Annotated in this window: 21 protein-coding genes; all 21 read right to left on the reverse strand. The window is 65.3% G+C overall.

The features are described from left to right. Window positions 1-21: 21 nt before the first annotated feature. The 21 genes from rpsH to rpoC all read right to left on the reverse strand — a co-directional run bounded on the left by rpsH (window position 22) and on the right by rpoC (window position 16379). Window positions 22-420: a 30S ribosomal protein S8 gene (rpsH, locus tag M9917_RS20990; RefSeq protein ID WP_047582049.1), complete on the reverse strand. Its 399-nt coding sequence runs from the start codon at window positions 418-420 to the stop codon at window positions 22-24. Window positions 421-433: 13 nt separating this feature from the next. Next, the gene (gene rpsN / locus M9917_RS20995; RefSeq protein ID WP_199085556.1) at window positions 434-739 is read right to left on the reverse strand and encodes a 30S ribosomal protein S14; all 306 of its coding nucleotides are present in this window, start codon (window positions 737-739) and stop codon (window positions 434-436) included. A gap of 36 nt (window positions 740-775) precedes the next feature. Continuing rightward, complete coding sequence (gene rplE / locus M9917_RS21000; protein WP_297256959.1) at window positions 776-1342, reverse strand: 50S ribosomal protein L5; 567 nt, start codon at window positions 1340-1342, stop codon at window positions 776-778. After that, a complete protein-coding gene (rplX, locus tag M9917_RS21005) occupies window positions 1335-1652 on the reverse strand; it encodes a 50S ribosomal protein L24 (RefSeq protein ID WP_047582043.1) in 318 nt (105 codons plus the stop codon). The genes rplE and rplX overlap by 8 nt, the downstream gene beginning before the upstream one ends. After that, entirely contained in the window at window positions 1652-2020 is a 369-nt protein-coding gene (rplN, locus tag M9917_RS21010; RefSeq protein ID WP_055730187.1) for a 50S ribosomal protein L14, read from the reverse strand. The genes rplX and rplN overlap by 1 nt, the downstream gene beginning before the upstream one ends. A 211-nt stretch (window positions 2021-2231) precedes the next feature. Beyond that, the gene (gene rpsQ, locus M9917_RS21015; protein ID WP_297256960.1) at window positions 2232-2474 is read right to left on the reverse strand and encodes a 30S ribosomal protein S17; all 243 of its coding nucleotides are present in this window, start codon (window positions 2472-2474) and stop codon (window positions 2232-2234) included. 10 nt (window positions 2475-2484) lie between these two features. Further along, window positions 2485-2697 carry a 50S ribosomal protein L29 gene (gene rpmC / locus M9917_RS21020; RefSeq protein WP_297256961.1) on the reverse strand — a complete coding sequence of 71 codons (213 nt, stop codon included), beginning with the start codon at window positions 2695-2697 and terminating at the stop codon, window positions 2485-2487. Between the two features lie 11 nt (window positions 2698-2708). Next, window positions 2709-3122 (reverse strand): 50S ribosomal protein L16, encoded by a 414-nt coding sequence (rplP, locus tag M9917_RS21025; RefSeq protein ID WP_297256962.1) that lies wholly within the window; start codon window positions 3120-3122, stop codon window positions 2709-2711. Window positions 3123-3140: 18 nt separating this feature from the next. Further along, entirely contained in the window at window positions 3141-3866 is a 726-nt protein-coding gene (gene rpsC, locus M9917_RS21030) for a 30S ribosomal protein S3 (RefSeq protein ID WP_047582032.1), read from the reverse strand. A gap of 10 nt (window positions 3867-3876) precedes the next feature. After that, complete coding sequence (rplV, locus tag M9917_RS21035; RefSeq protein ID WP_297256963.1) at window positions 3877-4260, reverse strand: 50S ribosomal protein L22; 384 nt, start codon at window positions 4258-4260, stop codon at window positions 3877-3879. A 3-nt stretch (window positions 4261-4263) separates the two neighbouring features. Continuing rightward, window positions 4264-4542, reverse strand: a complete 279-nt coding sequence (gene rpsS, locus M9917_RS21040) for a 30S ribosomal protein S19 (RefSeq protein WP_297256964.1) — start codon at window positions 4540-4542, stop codon at window positions 4264-4266. Window positions 4543-4550: 8 nt separating this feature from the next. Continuing rightward, a complete protein-coding gene (gene rplB, locus M9917_RS21045; protein WP_297256965.1) occupies window positions 4551-5393 on the reverse strand; it encodes a 50S ribosomal protein L2 in 843 nt (280 codons plus the stop codon). A 10-nt stretch (window positions 5394-5403) separates the two neighbouring features. Further along, on the reverse strand, window positions 5404-5715 hold the full coding sequence (locus M9917_RS21050) for a 50S ribosomal protein L23 (protein WP_297256966.1): 312 nt from the start codon (window positions 5713-5715) through the stop codon (window positions 5404-5406). Beyond that, the gene (gene rplD, locus M9917_RS21055) at window positions 5712-6332 is read right to left on the reverse strand and encodes a 50S ribosomal protein L4 (RefSeq protein WP_297256967.1); all 621 of its coding nucleotides are present in this window, start codon (window positions 6330-6332) and stop codon (window positions 5712-5714) included. Before rplD ends, M9917_RS21050 begins: the two co-directional genes overlap by 4 nt. Further along, on the reverse strand, window positions 6332-7057 hold the full coding sequence (gene rplC / locus M9917_RS21060) for a 50S ribosomal protein L3 (RefSeq protein ID WP_297256968.1): 726 nt from the start codon (window positions 7055-7057) through the stop codon (window positions 6332-6334). The genes rplD and rplC overlap by 1 nt, the downstream gene beginning before the upstream one ends. Before the next feature lie 72 nt (window positions 7058-7129). Beyond that, window positions 7130-7438 (reverse strand): 30S ribosomal protein S10, encoded by a 309-nt coding sequence (gene rpsJ, locus M9917_RS21065; protein WP_043237115.1) that lies wholly within the window; start codon window positions 7436-7438, stop codon window positions 7130-7132. Between the two features lie 68 nt (window positions 7439-7506). After that, entirely contained in the window at window positions 7507-8697 is a 1191-nt protein-coding gene (gene tuf, locus M9917_RS21070) for an elongation factor Tu (protein WP_297256969.1), read from the reverse strand. Between the two features lie 44 nt (window positions 8698-8741). Continuing rightward, a complete protein-coding gene (gene fusA, locus M9917_RS21075; protein WP_297256970.1) occupies window positions 8742-10817 on the reverse strand; it encodes an elongation factor G in 2076 nt (691 codons plus the stop codon). A 34-nt stretch (window positions 10818-10851) separates the two neighbouring features. After that, window positions 10852-11322, reverse strand: a complete 471-nt coding sequence (rpsG, locus tag M9917_RS21080; protein WP_297256971.1) for a 30S ribosomal protein S7 — start codon at window positions 11320-11322, stop codon at window positions 10852-10854. Between the two features lie 70 nt (window positions 11323-11392). Next, window positions 11393-11764 carry a 30S ribosomal protein S12 gene (gene rpsL / locus M9917_RS21085; RefSeq protein WP_297256972.1) on the reverse strand — a complete coding sequence of 124 codons (372 nt, stop codon included), beginning with the start codon at window positions 11762-11764 and terminating at the stop codon, window positions 11393-11395. 430 nt (window positions 11765-12194) lie between these two features. Next, complete coding sequence (gene rpoC / locus M9917_RS21090) at window positions 12195-16379, reverse strand: DNA-directed RNA polymerase subunit beta' (RefSeq protein ID WP_297256973.1); 4185 nt, start codon at window positions 16377-16379, stop codon at window positions 12195-12197. Window positions 16380-16437 lie beyond the last annotated feature (58 nt).

The raw sequence follows: 16437 nt of genomic DNA on the forward strand, positions 1-16437 counted from the left end.
ATGAGCGGGGCGCCTGGAAGGTCAGAAGACCTTGCAGAGCACTTCGCCGCCCACGTTCTGCTCGCGGGCCACATGATCGGCCATCACGCCACGCGGCGTCGAGACGATGGTCACGCCGAGGCCGTCGGCCACGCGCGGCATGGTCTCGACCGACGAATAGACGCGGCGGCCGGGCTTCGAAACACGCGAGATCGACCGGATGACCGGTTGGCCCTCGTGATATTTCAGCTCGATGTCGAACTCGGTCCGGCCGTTGCCGAACTCGGTCTGGCTGTAGCCGCGGATGTAGCCCTCGGACTGGAGCACGTCGAGCACGCGGGCGCGCAGCTTCGAGCCGGGGGTGGAAACGCGCGACTTGCGGCGCATCTGCGCATTGCGGATGCGGGTCAGCATGTCGCCGAGCGGATCAATGATCGCCATTGTCCAGTCCTCCTTACCAGCTCGACTTCACGAGGCCGGGAACCAGCCCCTTGTTGCCGAGCTCACGCAGCGCGACACGCGACATCTTGAGCTTGCGATAGAAAGCGCGCGGACGGCCCGTCACCTCGCAGCGATTGCGGATGCGGATCTTCGCCGAGTTGCGCGGCAGTTCGGCCAGCTTCAGGCGGGCGAGGAAGCGCTCGTCCATGGGCTGGTTGTCGTCATTGGCGATCGCGAGAAGGCGAGCCCGGCGGCCGGCGAATTTCTTCACCAGCTTCCTGCGGCGCTCGTTGTTCTCGACGGAGCTTTTCTTAGCCATCGATCTCTCCTGGTTTCCGCGTCTGAACGTTTCAGTTCACTGCCGGAACGGGAAGTTGAAGTGCTTGAGCAGGGAGCGCGCCTCGTCGTCCGACTTCGCAGTCGTGCAGACGATCACGTCCATGCCCAGGACCTGGTCGACCTTGTCGTAGTTGATCTCGGGGAACACGATGTGCTCCTTGATCCCGAGCGCGAAATTGCCGCGCCCGTCGAACGACTTCGGGTTGAGGCCCCGGAAGTCGCGCACCCGCGGCAAGGCGATGGTGACGAGCCGGTCGACGAACTCGAACATCTTGGTCTTGCGCAGGGTGACCTTGCAGCCCACCGGCATGTTCTCGCGCAGCTTGAAGCCGGCGATGGCGAGGCGGGACTTGGTGATGACCGGCTTCTGGCCGGCGATGAGGGCGAGATCGCCCGCGGCGTTGTCGACCTTCTTGCGGTCCGCCGTCGCCTCGCCGACGCCCATGTTGATGACGATCTTCTCGATCGTCGGCACTTCCATGGCGTTCTTGTAGCCGAATTCCTTGATCATCGCGGGACGCACGACGTCCTCGTAATGCTTCTTCATGCGCGGCGTGAGCGCGGCGCCTTGAGCCTCAGCCATCGATCAGATCCCCCGAACGCTTGGCGAAACGAACCTTGCGGCCGTCATCGAGCACCTTGAAACCGACCCGGGTCGCCTTGCCGTCCTTCGGATCGGCGATGGCGATGTTCGACAGGTCGATCGTCGCTTCCTTGCTGATGATACCGCCCTCGGACTGCGGGGACTGCTTGGTGTGGCGCTTCACCAGGTTGACGCCGCGCACGACGGCGCGGCCGTCCTTCGGCAGGACCTGCAGCACCTCGCCCGCCTTGCCCTTGTCGCGGCCGGCGAGCACGACGACCTTGTCGCCCTTCTTGATCTTCGCAGCCATCACAGCACCTCCGGCGCCAGCGAGATGATCTTCATGTGGTTCTTGGCGCGAAGCTCGCGCGGAACCGGTCCGAAGATGCGGGTGCCGACCGGCTCCTTCTGGTTGTTGATCAGCACCGCCGCATTGCGGTCGAAGCGGATCACCGAACCGTCGGCGCGCTTGACGTCCTTGGCGGTGCGCACGACGACCGCCTTCATGACGTCGCCCTTCTTCACGCGGCCGCGCGGGATGGCTTCCTTGATCGAAACGACGATGATGTCACCGACACCGGCGTATTTCCGCTTCGACCCGCCGAGAACCTTGATGCACATCACGCGACGGGCGCCGGAATTGTCGGCGACGTCGAGATTCGTCTGCACCTGGATCATGGCCTTGATCCTTCCAATTGGTGTATCAGCGCGGTTTCCTCGCCGGCCTCAGCGCCGGCGGGGACTACGACTGACGGGGGTCGATCGCCCCCTGGCCTCAAACAAAACACGATCCGCAAAAGTGGTTGCCACCTTTGCGGAGAAACATGTCCGGCTTCCTACGGTGCCCCGCCCTGCCCCGCGATTCGGGGCCGGGCGAAGCCGTCTCGCCTCACGCCTTGGGGGCGTCGTCGAGCACGACCCAGCTTTTCAGCTTGGAAATCGGCTTGGACTCCTCGATCCACACCGTATCGCCGACCTTGAACGCACCCGCCTCGTCATGGGCGTGATAGTTTTTCGTGCGGCGCACCGTCTTCTTGAAGAGCGGGTGCGTATACCGCCGCTCGACCTTGACCACAACAGTTTTGTTCTGCTTGTCGCTGACGACGACGCCCTGCAGTACGCGCTTAGGCATTATTCTCTCCTCACGCGCTCGCGGCGACGGTCTTCGACCGCTGCAGCGTCTTGATGCGGGCGATGTCCTTGCGCACCTGGGTGACGCGCGCGGTGTTCTCGAGCTGCCCGGTGGCCTTCTGGAAGCGCAGGTTGAACTGCTCCTTCTTCAGCTTGAGCAGCTCGTCCTGGAGCTGGTCCGTGCTCATGGCCTTCAGGTCGGACTGACGCTGGGTGATCTTCATCTCGTCCTCCCTCACTCGCCGATGCGCTGGATGAAGCGGGTCTTGATCGGCAGCTTGGCGGCGCCGAGGCGCAACGCCTCGCGGGCGATCTCCTCGGAGACGCCGTCGAGTTCGAACATGATCCGGCCCGGCTTGACCTTGGCCGCCCAGAACTCGGGCGAACCCTTGCCCTTGCCCATGCGGACTTCGGTCGGCTTCTTGGAGACCGGCACGTCGGGGAACACGCGGATCCAGACGCGGCCGACACGCTTCATGGCACGCGTGATCGCGCGGCGGGCCGCCTCGATCTGGCGCGCGGTGACGCGCTCGGGCTCCTGGGCCTTCAGGCCGAACTGGCCGAAGTTGAGATCCGTGCCGCCCTTGGCGACGCCGGAAATGCGTCCCTTGAACTGCTTGCGGAACTTGGTGCGTTTTGGTTGCAGCATGGCTCTTCTCGATCAGCCTTACGCAGCCTGCTCGCGACGATCGCGGTGGTCGCGATCACGACCGCCGGAGCGGCCGCCCTCGTCGGAGAGGCGCTTGTCCTGGGCCATCGGGTCGTGTTCGAGGATCTCGCCCTTGAAGATCCAGACCTTGATGCCGCACGTCCCATAGGTCGTGAAGGCGGTGGCGACGCCGTAATCGACGTCGGCGCGTAGCGTATGCAGCGGCACGCGGCCCTCGCGATACCATTCGAGGCGGGCGATCTCGGCGCCGCCGAGGCGGCCCGAGCAGTTGATGCGGATGCCCTCGGCGCCCAGGCGCATCGCCGACTGCACGGCGCGCTTCATCGCGCGACGGAAGGCGACGCGGCGCTCGAGCTGCTGGGCGATCGAGTCGGCGACCAGCGTCGCGTCGATCTCAGGCTTGCGCACCTCGACGATGTTGATCGTCACGTCGGCCTTGGTGAGCTTCGAGACTTCCTTGCGGAGCTTCTCGATGTCGGCACCCTTCTTGCCGATCACCACGCCCGGACGCGCCGAGTGGATGGTGACGCGGCACTTCTTGTGCGGACGCTCGATGATGATCTTCGAAACCGCGGCCTGCTTCAGGAGCTTCATCAGGGCGGCGCGGATCGCCATGTCCTCGTGCAGCAGCTTGCCGTACTCGCCCTTGTTGGCGAACCAGCGCGAATCCCAGGTGCGGTTGATGCCGAGGCGCAGCCCGATCGGATTGATTTTCTGACCCATCGTTCTCTCCTCAGGCCTGCGCCGCAGCCTGCTCGCGCACCACGATCGTGATGTTCGAGAACGGCTTCATGATCCGGGCGCCACGGCCGCGGGCGCGGGCGTGGAAGCGCTTCATGACCAGCGCCTTGCCGACGAAGGCCTGGGCGACGACGAGATCGTCGACGTCGAGATCATGGTTGTTCTCGGCGTTGGCGATCGCGCTCTGCAGGCACTTGCGAACGTCGTTCGAGATGCGCTTGCGCGAGAACTCGAGATCGGCGAGCGCGGTTGCAACCTTCTTGCCGCGGATGAGCTGAGCGACGAGGTTCAGCTTCTGCGGCGAGACGCGCAGGTTGCGGGCGACCGCGACCGCTTCGTTCTCAGGCAGCGCACGGGGGGCGGATGCTTTACCCATGGCTTACTTCCTCTTCGCCTTCTTGTCGGCGGCATGGCCGTGGAAGGTGCGCGTCGGCGAGAACTCGCCGAACTTGTGGCCCACCATCTCCTCGTTCACGGACACCGGCACATGCTTCTGGCCGTTGTAGACGCCGAACGTCAGACCGACGAACTGCGGCAGGATCGTGGAGCGGCGGCTCCAGATCTTGATGACTTCATTACGGCCCGAGGTCCTGGCGACCTCGGCCTTCTTCAGGAGGTATCCGTCGACGAACGGACCTTTCCAAAGCGAACGCGCCATGACGGACCTCAGTTCTTCTTCTTGCGGGCGTGACGGCTCGACACGATGAAGGTGTCGGTCCGCTTGTTGGAGCGGGTCTTCTTGCCCTTGGTCGGCAGACCCCAGGGCGTGACCGGATGACGGCCGCCCGAGGTGCGGCCTTCGCCGCCGCCATGCGGGTGGTCGACCGGGTTCATCGTGACGCCGCGGTTATGCGGACGCCGGCCGAGCCAGCGCGAGCGGCCGGCCTTGCCGTCGTTCCGGTTCATGTGGTCCGGATTCGAGACGGCGCCGACCGTGGCGTAGCACTGGCCCGAGATCAGGCGCTGCTCGCCCGAGTTCAGGCGGACGATGACGTAGCCCTGGTCGCGGCCGACGATCTGGGCGTAGTTGCCGGCCGAGCGGGCGAGCGCGCCACCCTTGCCGATCTTCAGCTCGACATTGTGGACGATCGTGCCGATCGGCAGCGAGCCCATCGGAGCGGCATTGCCGGGCTTCACGTCGACGCTGTCGCCCGCGACCACCGTGTCGCCGACAGCCAGGCGCTGCGGCGCCAGGATGTAGGACTGCTCGCCGTCCTGATACTGGATCAGGGCGATGAAGGCGGTGCGGTTGGGATCATACTCGATCCGCTCGACGGTGGCCGGCACGCCGGCCTTGCCGCGACGCTTGAAGTCGACGAGGCGCAGCGTGCGCTTGTGGCCGCCGCCGCGGAAGCGGACGGTGATGCGGCCGAGATTGTTGCGGCCGCCGGACGAGCTCTTGCCCTCGGTCAGCTTCTTGAGAGGCTTGCCCTTGTAGAGCTCGCTGCGGTCGACGATCACGAGCTGGCGAAGGCTCGGCGTGATCGGCTTGAAATGTCTCAAAGCCATGGTGCTTCCCTCACAGGCCCGTGGTCACGTCGATGGAGTGGCCCTCTTCGAGGGTCACGACCGCCTTCTTGACGTCCGAACGCTGGCCGGGACGGCCGCGGAACATCTTGACCTTGCCTTCGGTGACGATCGTGTTGACGCTCTTCACCTTGACGTCGAACAGCTTCTCGACCGCCGCCTTGATCTGCGGCTTGGTCGCGGTCTTGGCGACCTTGAACACGACCTTGTTGTGCTCGGAGAGCATGGTCGCCTTCTCGGTGATGACCGGCGCCACGATCACGTCGTAGTGGCGCGGGTCGAGGTTCTTGGCGGACTGGCTCATTTGAAGCGCGCCTCCAGCGCATCGACGGCCGCGCGCGTCAGGACGAGCTTGTCGCGACGCAGGATGTCGTAAACGTTGATGCCCTGGACCGGCAGCACGTCGACATTCGGGATCGAGCGGGCAGCCAGGCCGAAATTGGTATCGATCTCGGCGCCGCCGATGATCAGCGCGCTCGACAGGTCGAGCTTGCCGAAATGGCCGAGCAGCACCTTGGTCTTCGGCTCGGAGAGCTTGGCGTCGTCGATCACGATGATGCCGGCGTCCTTGGCCTTGGCCGAGAGCGCGTGGCGCAGAGCCAGCGCACGGACCTTCTTGGGCAGGTCATGGGCGTGGTCGCGCACGACCGGGCCGAAGGCCTTGCCGCCGCCGCGGAACTGCGGGGCCGAAGCCGCGCCGTGGCGGGCGCCGCCGGTGCCCTTCTGCTTGTAGATCTTCTTGCGGCTGCGGTCGATCTCCGAGCGGCCCTTGGTCTTGTGCGTCCCGGCGCGGCGCTTGGCGAGCTGGTAGCGCACCATGCGGGCGAGCAGGTCGGCGCGAGGCTCCTGGCCGAACACCGCCTCCGACAGCTCGACCGAACCGGCCGACTTGCCCTCGAGAGTGACGATATCGAGTTTCATCACGCGTTCTCCTCAGCCTGGGCCGCAGGAGCCTCTGCCTTTGCCTCGCCGGCAACCTTGAACTTGCCCGGCAGCGGCGCCTCCTTCGGAAGGGCGCGCTTGACGGCGTCACGGACATGGATCCAGCCGCCGGCGACGCCCGGAACGGCGCCCTCAACGAGGATCAGGCCGCGCTCGACATCGGTCTGGACGACGCGCAGGTTCTGCGTGGTCACGCGCTCGGCGCCGAGATGGCCCGGCATCTTCTTGTTCTTGAAGGTCTTGCCCGGGTCCTGGCGGCCACCGGTCGAACCGATCGAACGATGCGAGATCGAGACGCCGTGCGTGGCGCGCAGGCCGCCGAAGTTCCAGCGCTTCATGCCGCCGGCGAAGCCCTTGCCGGTGGTGGTGCCGGAGACGTCGACGAACTGGCCGACGACGAAGTGGTCGGCGGTGAGCTCGGCCCCGACCGGGATCAGCGCGTCGTCGGAGACGCGGAACTCGACGATCTTCTGCTTCGGCTCGACCTTGGCGACGGCGAAATGGCCGCGCTGCGCCTTCGAGACGTTCTTGACCTTGGCCAGGCCCGTCCCGAGCTGCACGGCGACATAGCCGTTCTTCTCGATCGTGCGATGCGCGACGACCTGACAGCTGTCGAGCTTCAGCACGGTGACCGGGATGTGCTCGCCGGCATCGGTGAAGATGCGGGTCATCCCGACTTTCTGTGCAATCACACCGGAACGCATCGGTGCATACCTTCCCTTGGGGTCATGTCCATCCGGGGTTCAAGCCGGAAACAGAGGACCCGTTGAACCGGATCAGAGCTTGATTTCGACGTCGACGCCGGCGGCGAGATCGAGCTTCATGAGGGCGTCGACCGTCTGCGGGGTCGGGTCGACGATATCGAGGACCCGCTTGTGGGTCCGCATCTCGAACTGCTCGCGCGACTTCTTGTCGATGTGGGGCGAGCGGTTGACGGTGAACTTCTCGATGAGCGTGGGCAGCGGAATCGGTCCGCGGACCTGGGCGCCCGTCCGCTTCGCGGTCGACACGATCTCGCGCGTCGAGGCGTCGAGGATGCGGTGATCGAACGCCTTGAGGCGGATCCGAATGTTCTGACCGTTCATGGTCTCTGTTTCTCCGTGACGTGAAAAGGCGAAGGCCCCGAAGGGCCCTCGCCCCTCACGAAAACGCGTTACGCGATGATCGAGGCGACGACGCCGGCGCCGACGGTTCGGCCGCCTTCGCGGATGGCGAAGCGCAGCTTCTCCTCCATCGCGATCGGGGCGATCAGCGTCACCTCCATCGAGATGTTGTCGCCCGGCATCACCATCTCCGTGCCTTCCGGCAGCGTCACCACGCCGGTCACGTCCGTCGTGCGGAAATAGAACTGCGGCCGGTAGTTGGTGAAGAACGGCGTGTGGCGCCCGCCCTCCTCCTTCGTCAGGATATAGGCCTCGGCCTTGAACTTCGTGTGCGGCTTCACCGAGCCCGGCTTGCACAGAACCTGCCCGCGCTCCACGTCCTCGCGCTTCGTGCCGCGCAACAGCGCGCCGATGTTGTCGCCCGCCTGCCCCTGGTCCAGAAGCTTGCGGAACATCTCGACCCCGGTCACCGTCGTCTTCACCGTGTCCTTCAGACCGACGATCTCGATCTCCTCGCCGACCTTGACGATCCCGCGCTCGACGCGGCCCGTCACGACCGTGCCGCGGCCCGAAATCGAGAATACGTCCTCGACCGGCATCAGGAACGGCTGGTCGATCGGACGCTCCGGCTGCGGGATGTACTCGTCGACCGTCTTCATCAGCGCCAGGACCGCATCGCGGCCGATCGCAGGCTCGCGATCCTCGAGCGCGCACAACGCCGAGCCCTTGGTGATCGGAATGTCGTCGCCGGGGAAATCATACTTCGACAGAAGCTCGCGGATCTCGAGCTCGACAAGCTCGAGAAGCTCCGGATCGTCAACCATGTCCACCTTGTTCATGAACACCACAAGCGCCGGAACACCCACCTGACGCGCCAGCAGGATGTGCTCGCGCGTCTGCGGCATCGGACCGTCAGCCGACGAAACCACAAGGATCGCGCCGTCCATCTGCGCCGCGCCCGTGATCATGTTCTTCACATAGTCGGCGTGCCCGGGACAGTCGACATGCGCATAGTGACGGTTCGCCGTCTCGTACTCGACATGCGACGTCGAGATCGTGATCCCGCGAGCCTTCTCCTCAGGTGCCTTGTCAATCTGGTCATACGCCGTGAACGACGCCCCGCCAGACTCAGCCAGAACCTTCGTGATCGCAGCCGTCAAAGACGTCTTGCCATGGTCAACATGACCAATCGTTCCAATGTTGCAGTGCGGCTTCGTCCGAGCAAACTTCTCTTTGGCCATCGTAGCCTCCGTCCAATCTTTCAGTGTTCAGTCGAAGGTTCCGGTCAGGCGTACTTGGCCTGGACCTCGGCGGCGACCGCCGACGGAACCTGCTCGTAATGGTCGAACTGCATCGTGTAGTTCGCGCGGCCCTGCGAGAAGGAACGCAGCTGGTTGACATAGCCGAACATGTTCGCCAGCGGCACCATCGCATTGACCACGACGGCGTTGCCGCGCATGTCCTGGCCCTGGATCTGGCCGCGGCGCGAGTTCAAATCGCCGATGACCGAGCCGGTATAGTCCTCAGGCGTCACGACCTCGACCTTCATGATCGGCTCGAGCAGCACGGAGCCGCCCTTCTGAAGCCCCTCGCGCAGCGCCGCACGGGAGGCGATCTCGAAGGCGAGCGCCGAGGAGTCGACCTCGTGGAAGGCGCCGTCGATCAGCGTGACCTTGACGTCCACCACCGGGAAGCCGGCGAGAACACCCGACCCGATGACCGAGTTCAGGCCCTTCTCGACGCCGGGGATGTACTCCTTCGGCACCGCGCCGCCGACGATCTTCGACTCGAACTCGAAGCCCTTGCCGGCCTCGTTCGGCTCGACGACGATCTTGACGCGGGCGAACTGGCCGGTGCCGCCGGTCTGCTTCTTGTGGGTGTAGTCGACCTCGGCCTTCTTGGTCAGCGTCTCGCGATAGGCGACCTGCGGCGCGCCGATATTGGCATCGACCTTGTAGGTACGACGCAGGATGTCGACCTTGATGTCGAGATGCAGCTCGCCCATGCCCTTCAGGATGGTCTGGCCGCTTTCCTGGTCGGTCGAGACGCGGAAGGAGGGATCCTCGTTGGCAAGCTTCGACAAGGCGAGGCCCAGCTTCTCCTGGTCGGCCTTGGACTTCGGCTCGATCGCGATCGTGATGACCGGCTCGGGGAACTCCATGCGCTCGAGGATCACCGGCTGGGCCGTGTCGCAGAGCGTGTCGCCGGTGCGGACGTCCTTGAGGCCGGCAAGCGCGACGATGTCGCCGGCAAAGGCCTCCTTGATGTCCTCGCGGTTGTTGGCATGCATCAGCAGCATGCGCCCGACGCGCTCCTTCTTGTCGCGGGTCGAGTTCAGCACCGAGGCGCCGGTCTCGATCTTGCCCGAATAGATGCGGCAGAAGGTGATCGTGCCGACGAAGGGATCGTCCATGATCTTGAAGGCGAGCATGGAGAAGGGATCGGCGTCGCTCGGGTTGCGCGTCGTCGGCTCTTCCGTCTTGAAGTCGATGCCGTCGACCGCGCCGCGATCCACCGGCGAGGGCAGGAAGTCGACGACGGCGTCGAGCAGCGGCTGCACGCCCTTGTTCTTGAAGGCCGAGCCGCAGAGGACCGGATGGAAGGCGCGCCGCTGCACGGCGGTGCGGACCAGACGGCGCAGCGTGTCGGCGTCGGGCTCGGTGCCTTCGAGATAGGCTTCCATCGCGACGTCGTCCATCTCGACAGCGGCCTCGACCAGCTTCGAGCGGTACTCGGCCGCCTTCTCGGCGAGATCGGCCGGGATGTCCTTCTCCTCGTACGAAGCGCCGAGCGCCTCGCCGTTCCAGACGATCGCCTTCATCTTGATCAGGTCGACGACGCCGGCGAAGTCGGATTCGGCGCCGATCGGGATCTGGAGGCAGACGGGCTTGCCGGCGACGCGGTCGATGATGTCCTGGACGCAGCGATAGAAATCGGCGCCGATCTTGTCCATCTTGTTGACGAAGACGACGCGCGGAACGTCGTATTTGTCGGCCTGGCGCCAGACGGTCTCGGTCTGGGGCTCGACGCCCTGGTTGCCGTCGAGCACGCACACCGCGCCGTCGAGCACGCGCAGCGAACGCTCGACCTCGATGGTGAAGTCGACGTGGCCGGGGGTGTCGATGATGTTCAGGCGGTTGTCGCGCCAGAAGCAGGTCGTCGCCGCCGAGGTGATGGTGATGCCGCGCTCCTGCTCCTGCGCCATCCAGTCCATCGTGGCCGAACCGTCATGGGTCTCGCCCAGCTTGTGGTTCTTGCCGGTGTAGAACAGGATGCGCTCGGTCGTCGTCGTCTTGCCCGCATCGATGTGGGCCATGATGCCGAAGTTGCGATAGCGCTCGATGGGATGGGAACGGGCCATTGTCGTGCTCTGTGTCTTTTGAAAACCGTGCCGCTTACCAGCGGTAATGCGAGAAGGCGCGGTTGGCTTCCGCCATCCGGTGCGTGTCTTCACGCTTCTTGACGGCGTTGCCGCGGTTGTTGGCGGCGTCCATCAGCTCGGCCGAGAGGCGCTCCACCATGGTCTTGTCGTTGCGGCCGCGGGCGGCGGCGATCAGCCAGCGGATGGCGAGCGCCTGGCGGCGCTCCGAGCGCACCTCGACCGGAACCTGGTAGGTCGCGCCGCCGACGCGGCGGGAACGGACCTCGATCGCCGGGGCGACGTTCTCCAGCGCCGACTTGAAGACGCCGAGCGGCTCGCTCTTGGTCTTCGCCTCGATGATGTCGAAGGCACCGTAGACGATCCGCTCGGCGGTCGACTTCTTGCCCTCGTACATGATCGAGTTCATGAACTTGGTCACGATGATATCGCCGAACTTCGGGTCCGGAATAATTTCGCGCTTTTCGGCACTGTGGCGGCGGGACATCGTCTAGTCTCCGTAAATCTTCAACGCGGCGGATCGGCTCAGGCGGCTCGCCCGGCCGGTCGGGCCGAAATCACTTCGGACGCTTGGCGCCGTATTTCGAACGGCGCTGCTTGCGGTTCTTGACGCCCTGCGTATCGAGCACGCCGCGCAGGATGTGGTAGCGCACGCCGGGAAGGTCCTTGACGCGCCCACCACGGATCATGACGACCGAGTGCTCCTGCAGGTTGTGGCCTTCGCCGGGAATATAGCCGATCACCTCGAAGCCGTTGGTCAGCCTGACCTTGGCGACCTTGCGCAGCGCCGAGTTCGGCTTCTTCGGGGTCGTCGTGTAGACGCGCGTGCAGACGCCGCGCTTCTGCGGGCAGGACTCGAGCGCCGGAGCGCTGTTTCGCACCTTCACGGGCGACCGCGACTTGCGGATGAGCTGGCTGATTGTCGGCATTTAAGGCCTCTCGCCCCACTGAGCGTTTGGAAATTCCCGGTCAAGCTCCCAGTTCGGCCGATAGCATGGCATAAACGAAGCGGCGCCATCGGCATCCCTTCGGGGCCTCAGGCGCGCTTGCCGTGCAGAGGAACACGGGGCTTATTCCGCGTTCATGCGTCCTGCCATGTCGTCGATCGACGCTGGAATTCCGACGGAGTTTCGGTCGCGAACCTCGCCCGCGAACGATGCGCAAGCGACAAACGTGTCCGACAGCCGTCGACAGTGGCGCGCTTATGACTCACGCGGGGATTCGCGTCAAGCCCGTAACCGCCGAAAACGACGGTGTTTTGCGGGGTTTCGCCGGCTTGCGCCCTCGCCTCGCCCGGCGCGCAAGAAAAAGGCCGCCCGGACGGGGCGGCCTTTGCGATCGTTGCGCGAAACGCCTGCCCTACTCGGCGGCCGGCAGCGCGGCCGCGGCTTCGGCGGCGGCCTTCGCCGCCGCATCCGCCTTCTGGCCGACGATGAGGTCGTCGCGGCGCGTCGCCACCTGCTTGATGCGGGCGACCTGGGCGCCGGTGCCGGCCGGGATGAGCGAGCCGACGATGACGTTCTCCTTGAGGCCCTCGAGCAGGTCCGACTTGCCGTTGACCGCCGCTTCGGTGAGGACGCGGGTAGTCTCCTGGAAGGAGGCCGCCGAGATGAAGGAGCGCGTCTGCAGCGAAGCCTTGGTGATGCCGAGCAGGACCGGCACGCCGGAAGCCGGCTTCTTGCCCTCCTCGCGCAGCTTCGCGTTGATCTCCTCGAGCTCGATCCGGTCGATCTGGTCGCCGGTCAGGATGTCGCTGTCGCCCGACTCGGTGATCTCGACCTTCTGCAGCATCTGCCGGACGATGACCTCGATGTGCTTGTCGTTGATGGTCACGCCCTGGAGGCGGTAGACCTCCTGGATCTCGTTGACCAGATAAGCCGCCAGCTCCTCCACGCCCTTGATCGCCAGGATGTCGTGCGGGGCCGGGTTGCCGTCGAGGATGTAGTCGCCGACCTCCACGACGTCGCCGTCCTGGAGATGGATGTGCTTGCCCTTCGGGATCAGGTACTCGAGCCCGTCGGAACCGTCATGCGGCGTCAGCGTGACGCGGCGCTTGTTCTTGTAGTCCTTGCCGAAGCCGATGACGCCGGCCTTCTCGGCGATGATCGCCGCGTCCTTCGGACGGCGCGCCTCGAACAGCTCCGCGACGCGCGGCAGACCGCCGGTGATGTCGCGGGTCTTGGCCGAGTCGGTCGAGACGCGCGCCAGCACGTCGCCGGCCTTCACCCCAGCGCCCGGCTCCACCGAGATGATGCCGTCGACGGGCAGGATGTAGCGGGCATCGCCCCCGCGGGCGAGCTTCGACACCTTGCCGTCCGCGCCGAGGATCACCATCGCGGGCTTGAGATCGGCCGTGCGGGCGGAACCGCGCCAGTCGATGACGACGCGCTTGGAGATGCCGGTCGCCTCGTCGGTCGTCTCGGTCATCGACATGCCGTCGACGAGATCCTCGTAGCCGACCTTGCCGTCCACCTCCGCCAGGATCGGGCGGGAATAGGGGTCCCACTCGATCAGGCGCTGGCCGCGCTTGATCTTGTCGCCCTCGTCGACGCGCAGCTTCGAGCCGAACTGGACGCGGTGCACCGCGCGCTCCGCTCCGTCCGGACCGACGATCACGATGGCGATGTTGCGCGCCATGGCGATCAGGTCGCCGTCCGAGTTGCGGGCGACGTTGCGGTTGCGCATCTTGACCGTGCCTTCGAAGTTCGACTCGACGAAGGACTGGTCGGCGATGGTGGCCGCGCCGCCGATGTGGAAGGTGCGCATGGTGAGCTGCGTGCCCGGCTCGCCGATCGACTGCGCCGCGATGACGCCGACCGCCTCGCCCATGTTGACGGGCGTGCCGCGGGCGAGGTCGCGCCCGTAGCAGGTGGCGCAGACGCCGTTCTTGGTCTCGCAGGTGAGGACCGAGCGGATCTTCACCTCCTGGACGCCGGCGGCGTTGATCTTGGCGATGTCGCTCTCCTCGATCACCGCGCCCTTGGCGACCAGGACCTTGCCCTCGACGTCGACCACGTCCTCGGCCGCAGCCCGGCCCAGGATGCGCATGCCGAGCGAGGCCACGACCTGGCCGGCATCGACGATGGCGCGCATCTTGATGCCGTTGTCGGAGCCGCAATCCACCTCGGAGATGATCGCGTCCTGCGCCACGTCGACGAGGCGGCGGGTGAGATAGCCGGAGTTGGCCGTCTTCAGCGCCGTGTCGGCGAGGCCCTTGCGGGCGCCGTGGGTCGAGTTGAAGTACTCGAGAACGTCGAGGCCTTCCTTGAAGTTCGAGATGATCGGGCTTTCGATGATCTCGCCCGAGGGCTTGGCCATCAGGCCGCGCATGGCGGCGAGCTGGCGCATCTGCGCCGGCGAGCCGCGGGCGCCCGAATGCGACATCATGTAGATCGAGTTGATCTGCTTGTCGCGACCGGTCTCGTCCTTCTGCACGGTCGAGATGCGGGCCATCATCTCCTGGGCGAGCTTGTCGGAGCACTTCGCCCAGGCGTCGACGACCTTGTTGTACTTCTCGCCCTGGGTGATCAGGCCGTCCTGGTACTGCTGCTCGTAATCCTTGGCGAGCGCGCGGGTCGTGTCGACGATCTGCCACTTGTTCTCCGGCACGACCATGTCGTCCTTGCCGAAGGAGATGCCGGCCTTGAAGGCGTGCTTGAAGCCGAGCCCCATGACGCGGTCGCAGAAGATCACCGATTCCTTCTGACCGCAGCCGCGATAGACGGCGTCGATCATCCCGGAGATCTCCTTCTTGGTCATCAGCTTGTTGACGACGTCGAAGGACACCGCCGGATGCTCCGGCAGCGCGGTCGAGAGGATCACGCGGCCGGGCGTGGTGTCGTAGATCTTGGTGTAGGGCTTGCCGTCATGGCCGATGCCGGTCCAACGGTATTTGATCTTCGAATGCAGCGTCACGACCTTCTCGTGCAGCGCGTATTCGAGCTCGCCGAAATCGCCGAAGATCTTGCCCTGGCCGGGCTCCCCGTCCGAGACGATCGAGAGGTAGTAGAGGCCGAGCACGATGTCCTGCGAGGGCACGATGATCGGCTGGCCGTTCGCCGGGTGCAGGATGTTGTTGGTCGACATCATCAGCACGCGCGCCTCGAGCTGCGCTTCCAGCGACAGCGGCACGTGCACCGCCATCTGGTCGCCGTCGAAGTCGGCGTTGAAGGCGGCGCAGACCAGCGGGTGGAGCTGGATCGCCTTGCCCTCGATCAGCACCGGCTCGAAGGCCTGGATGCCGAGGCGGTGCAGCGTCGGCGCGCGGTTCAGCATCACCGGATGCTCGCGGATGACCTCGTCCAGGATGTCCCAGACCTCGGGCTTCTCCTTCTCGACCAGCTTCTTGGCCTGCTTGACCGTGGTCGAGTAGCCCTTGGCGTCGAGGCGCGCATAGATGAACGGCTTGAACAGCTCGAGCGCCATCTTCTTCGGCAGGCCGCACTGGTGCAGCTTCATCTCCGGGCCGACGACGATGACCGAGCGGCCCGAATAGTCGACGCGCTTGCCGAGCAGGTTCTGGCGGAAGCGGCCCTGCTTGCCCTTCAGCATGTCGGCGAGCGACTTCAGCGGGCGCTTGTTGGCCCCCGTGATGACGCGGCCGCGCCGGCCGTTGTCGAACAGCGCGTCGACCGATTCCTGCAGCATCCGCTTCTCGTTGCGGATGATGATGTCCGGCGCGCGCAGCTCGATCAGCCGCTTCAGGCGGTTGTTGCGGTTGATGACGCGGCGATAGAGGTCGTTCAGGTCGGACGTCGCGAAGCGGCCGCCGTCGAGCGGCACGAGCGGGCGCAGATCCGGCGGGATGACCGGGATCACGGTCATCACCATCCATTCCGGCTTGTTGCCCGATTCCTGGAACGCCTCGATGATCTTGAGGCGCTTCATCAGCTTCTTGGGCTTCAGCTCCGACGTCGTCGTCGCGATCTCATGCTTGAGATCGGCGTTGATCTGGTCGAGGTCGAGCGCGCGCAGCATCTCGCGGATGGCTTCCGCGCCGATCATGGCGGTGAAGGTGTCGGCGCCGTACTCCTCCTGCGCCCGGACATACTCCTCCTCCGACAGAAGCTGACGGTCCTTGAGCGGCGTCAGGCCCGGCTCGATGACGACGTAGCTCTCGAAATAGAGGATGCGCTCCAGGTCCTTGAGCGGCATGTCCATCAGGAGGCCGATGCGCGAGGGCAGCGACTTCAGGAACCAGATATGCGCGACGGGAGCGGCGAGCTCGATATGGCCCATGCGCTCGCGCCGGACGCGGGCGAGCGTCACTTCGACGCCGCACTTCTCGCAGATGACGCCCTTGAACTTCATGCGCTTGTACTTGCCGCACAGGCACTCGTAGTCCTTGATCGGCCCGAAGATGCGGGCACAGAACAGGCCGTCGCGCTCCGGCTTGAAGGTGCGGTAGTTGATCGTCTCCGGCTTCTTGATCTCGCCATAGGACCAGGACAGGATCTTCTCCGGGCTCGCGATCGAGATCTTGATCGCGTCGAAGGCCTGCTGGACCGGCTGCTGGCCGAAAAGGTTCATGACCTCTTGCTTCATCGCCTGTCTCCTCTCACCGGCGGGGGCGAAGGCCACCCTGCCCGGCTCGTCAATTCCG

Source organism: Bosea sp. (in: a-proteobacteria), from assembly GCF_023953965.1.
In the GTDB taxonomy this organism is placed as follows: domain Bacteria; phylum Pseudomonadota; class Alphaproteobacteria; order Rhizobiales; family Beijerinckiaceae; genus Allobosea.

Bases quoted from the DNA above. Each gene is read 5' to 3' on its own strand.
- rplC (WP_297256968.1), bottom strand. From the start codon at position 7,057: ATGCGTTCCGGTGTGATTGCACAGAAAGTCGGGATGACCCGCATCTTC.
- rplX (WP_047582043.1), bottom strand. From the start codon at position 1,652: ATGGCTGCGAAGATCAAGAAGGGCGACAAGGTCGTCGTGCTCGCCGGC.
- rplV (WP_297256963.1), bottom strand. From the start codon at position 4,260: ATGGGTAAAGCATCCGCCCCCCGTGCGCTGCCTGAGAACGAAGCGGTC.
- rpoC (WP_297256973.1), bottom strand. From the start codon at position 16,379: ATGAAGCAAGAGGTCATGAACCTTTTCGGCCAGCAGCCGGTCCAGCAG.
- M9917_RS21050 (WP_297256966.1), bottom strand. From the start codon at position 5,715: ATGAGCCAGTCCGCCAAGAACCTCGACCCGCGCCACTACGACGTGATC.
- rplN (WP_055730187.1), bottom strand. From the start codon at position 2,020: ATGATCCAGGTGCAGACGAATCTCGACGTCGCCGACAATTCCGGCGCC.
- rpsS (WP_297256964.1), bottom strand. From the start codon at position 4,542: ATGGCGCGTTCGCTTTGGAAAGGTCCGTTCGTCGACGGATACCTCCTG.
- rpsG (WP_297256971.1), bottom strand. From the start codon at position 11,322: ATGTCCCGCCGCCACAGTGCCGAAAAGCGCGAAATTATTCCGGACCCG.
- tuf (WP_297256969.1), bottom strand. From the start codon at position 8,697: ATGGCCAAAGAGAAGTTTGCTCGGACGAAGCCGCACTGCAACATTGGA.
- rplD (WP_297256967.1), bottom strand. From the start codon at position 6,332: ATGAAACTCGATATCGTCACTCTCGAGGGCAAGTCGGCCGGTTCGGTC.
- rpsL (WP_297256972.1), bottom strand. From the start codon at position 11,764: ATGCCGACAATCAGCCAGCTCATCCGCAAGTCGCGGTCGCCCGTGAAG.
- rpsQ (WP_297256960.1), bottom strand. From the start codon at position 2,474: ATGCCTAAGCGCGTACTGCAGGGCGTCGTCGTCAGCGACAAGCAGAAC.
- rpmC (WP_297256961.1), bottom strand. From the start codon at position 2,697: ATGAAGATCACCCAGCGTCAGTCCGACCTGAAGGCCATGAGCACGGAC.
- rpsJ (WP_043237115.1), bottom strand. From the start codon at position 7,438: ATGAACGGTCAGAACATTCGGATCCGCCTCAAGGCGTTCGATCACCGC.
- rplE (WP_297256959.1), bottom strand. From the start codon at position 1,342: ATGGCTGAGGCTCAAGGCGCCGCGCTCACGCCGCGCATGAAGAAGCAT.
- fusA (WP_297256970.1), bottom strand. From the start codon at position 10,817: ATGGCCCGTTCCCATCCCATCGAGCGCTATCGCAACTTCGGCATCATG.
- rpsN (WP_199085556.1), bottom strand. From the start codon at position 739: ATGGCTAAGAAAAGCTCCGTCGAGAACAACGAGCGCCGCAGGAAGCTG.
- rpsC (WP_047582032.1), bottom strand. From the start codon at position 3,866: ATGGGTCAGAAAATCAATCCGATCGGGCTGCGCCTCGGCATCAACCGC.
- rplP (WP_297256962.1), bottom strand. From the start codon at position 3,122: ATGCTGCAACCAAAACGCACCAAGTTCCGCAAGCAGTTCAAGGGACGC.
- rpsH (WP_047582049.1), bottom strand. From the start codon at position 420: ATGGCGATCATTGATCCGCTCGGCGACATGCTGACCCGCATCCGCAAT.
- rplB (WP_297256965.1), bottom strand. From the start codon at position 5,393: ATGGCTTTGAGACATTTCAAGCCGATCACGCCGAGCCTTCGCCAGCTC.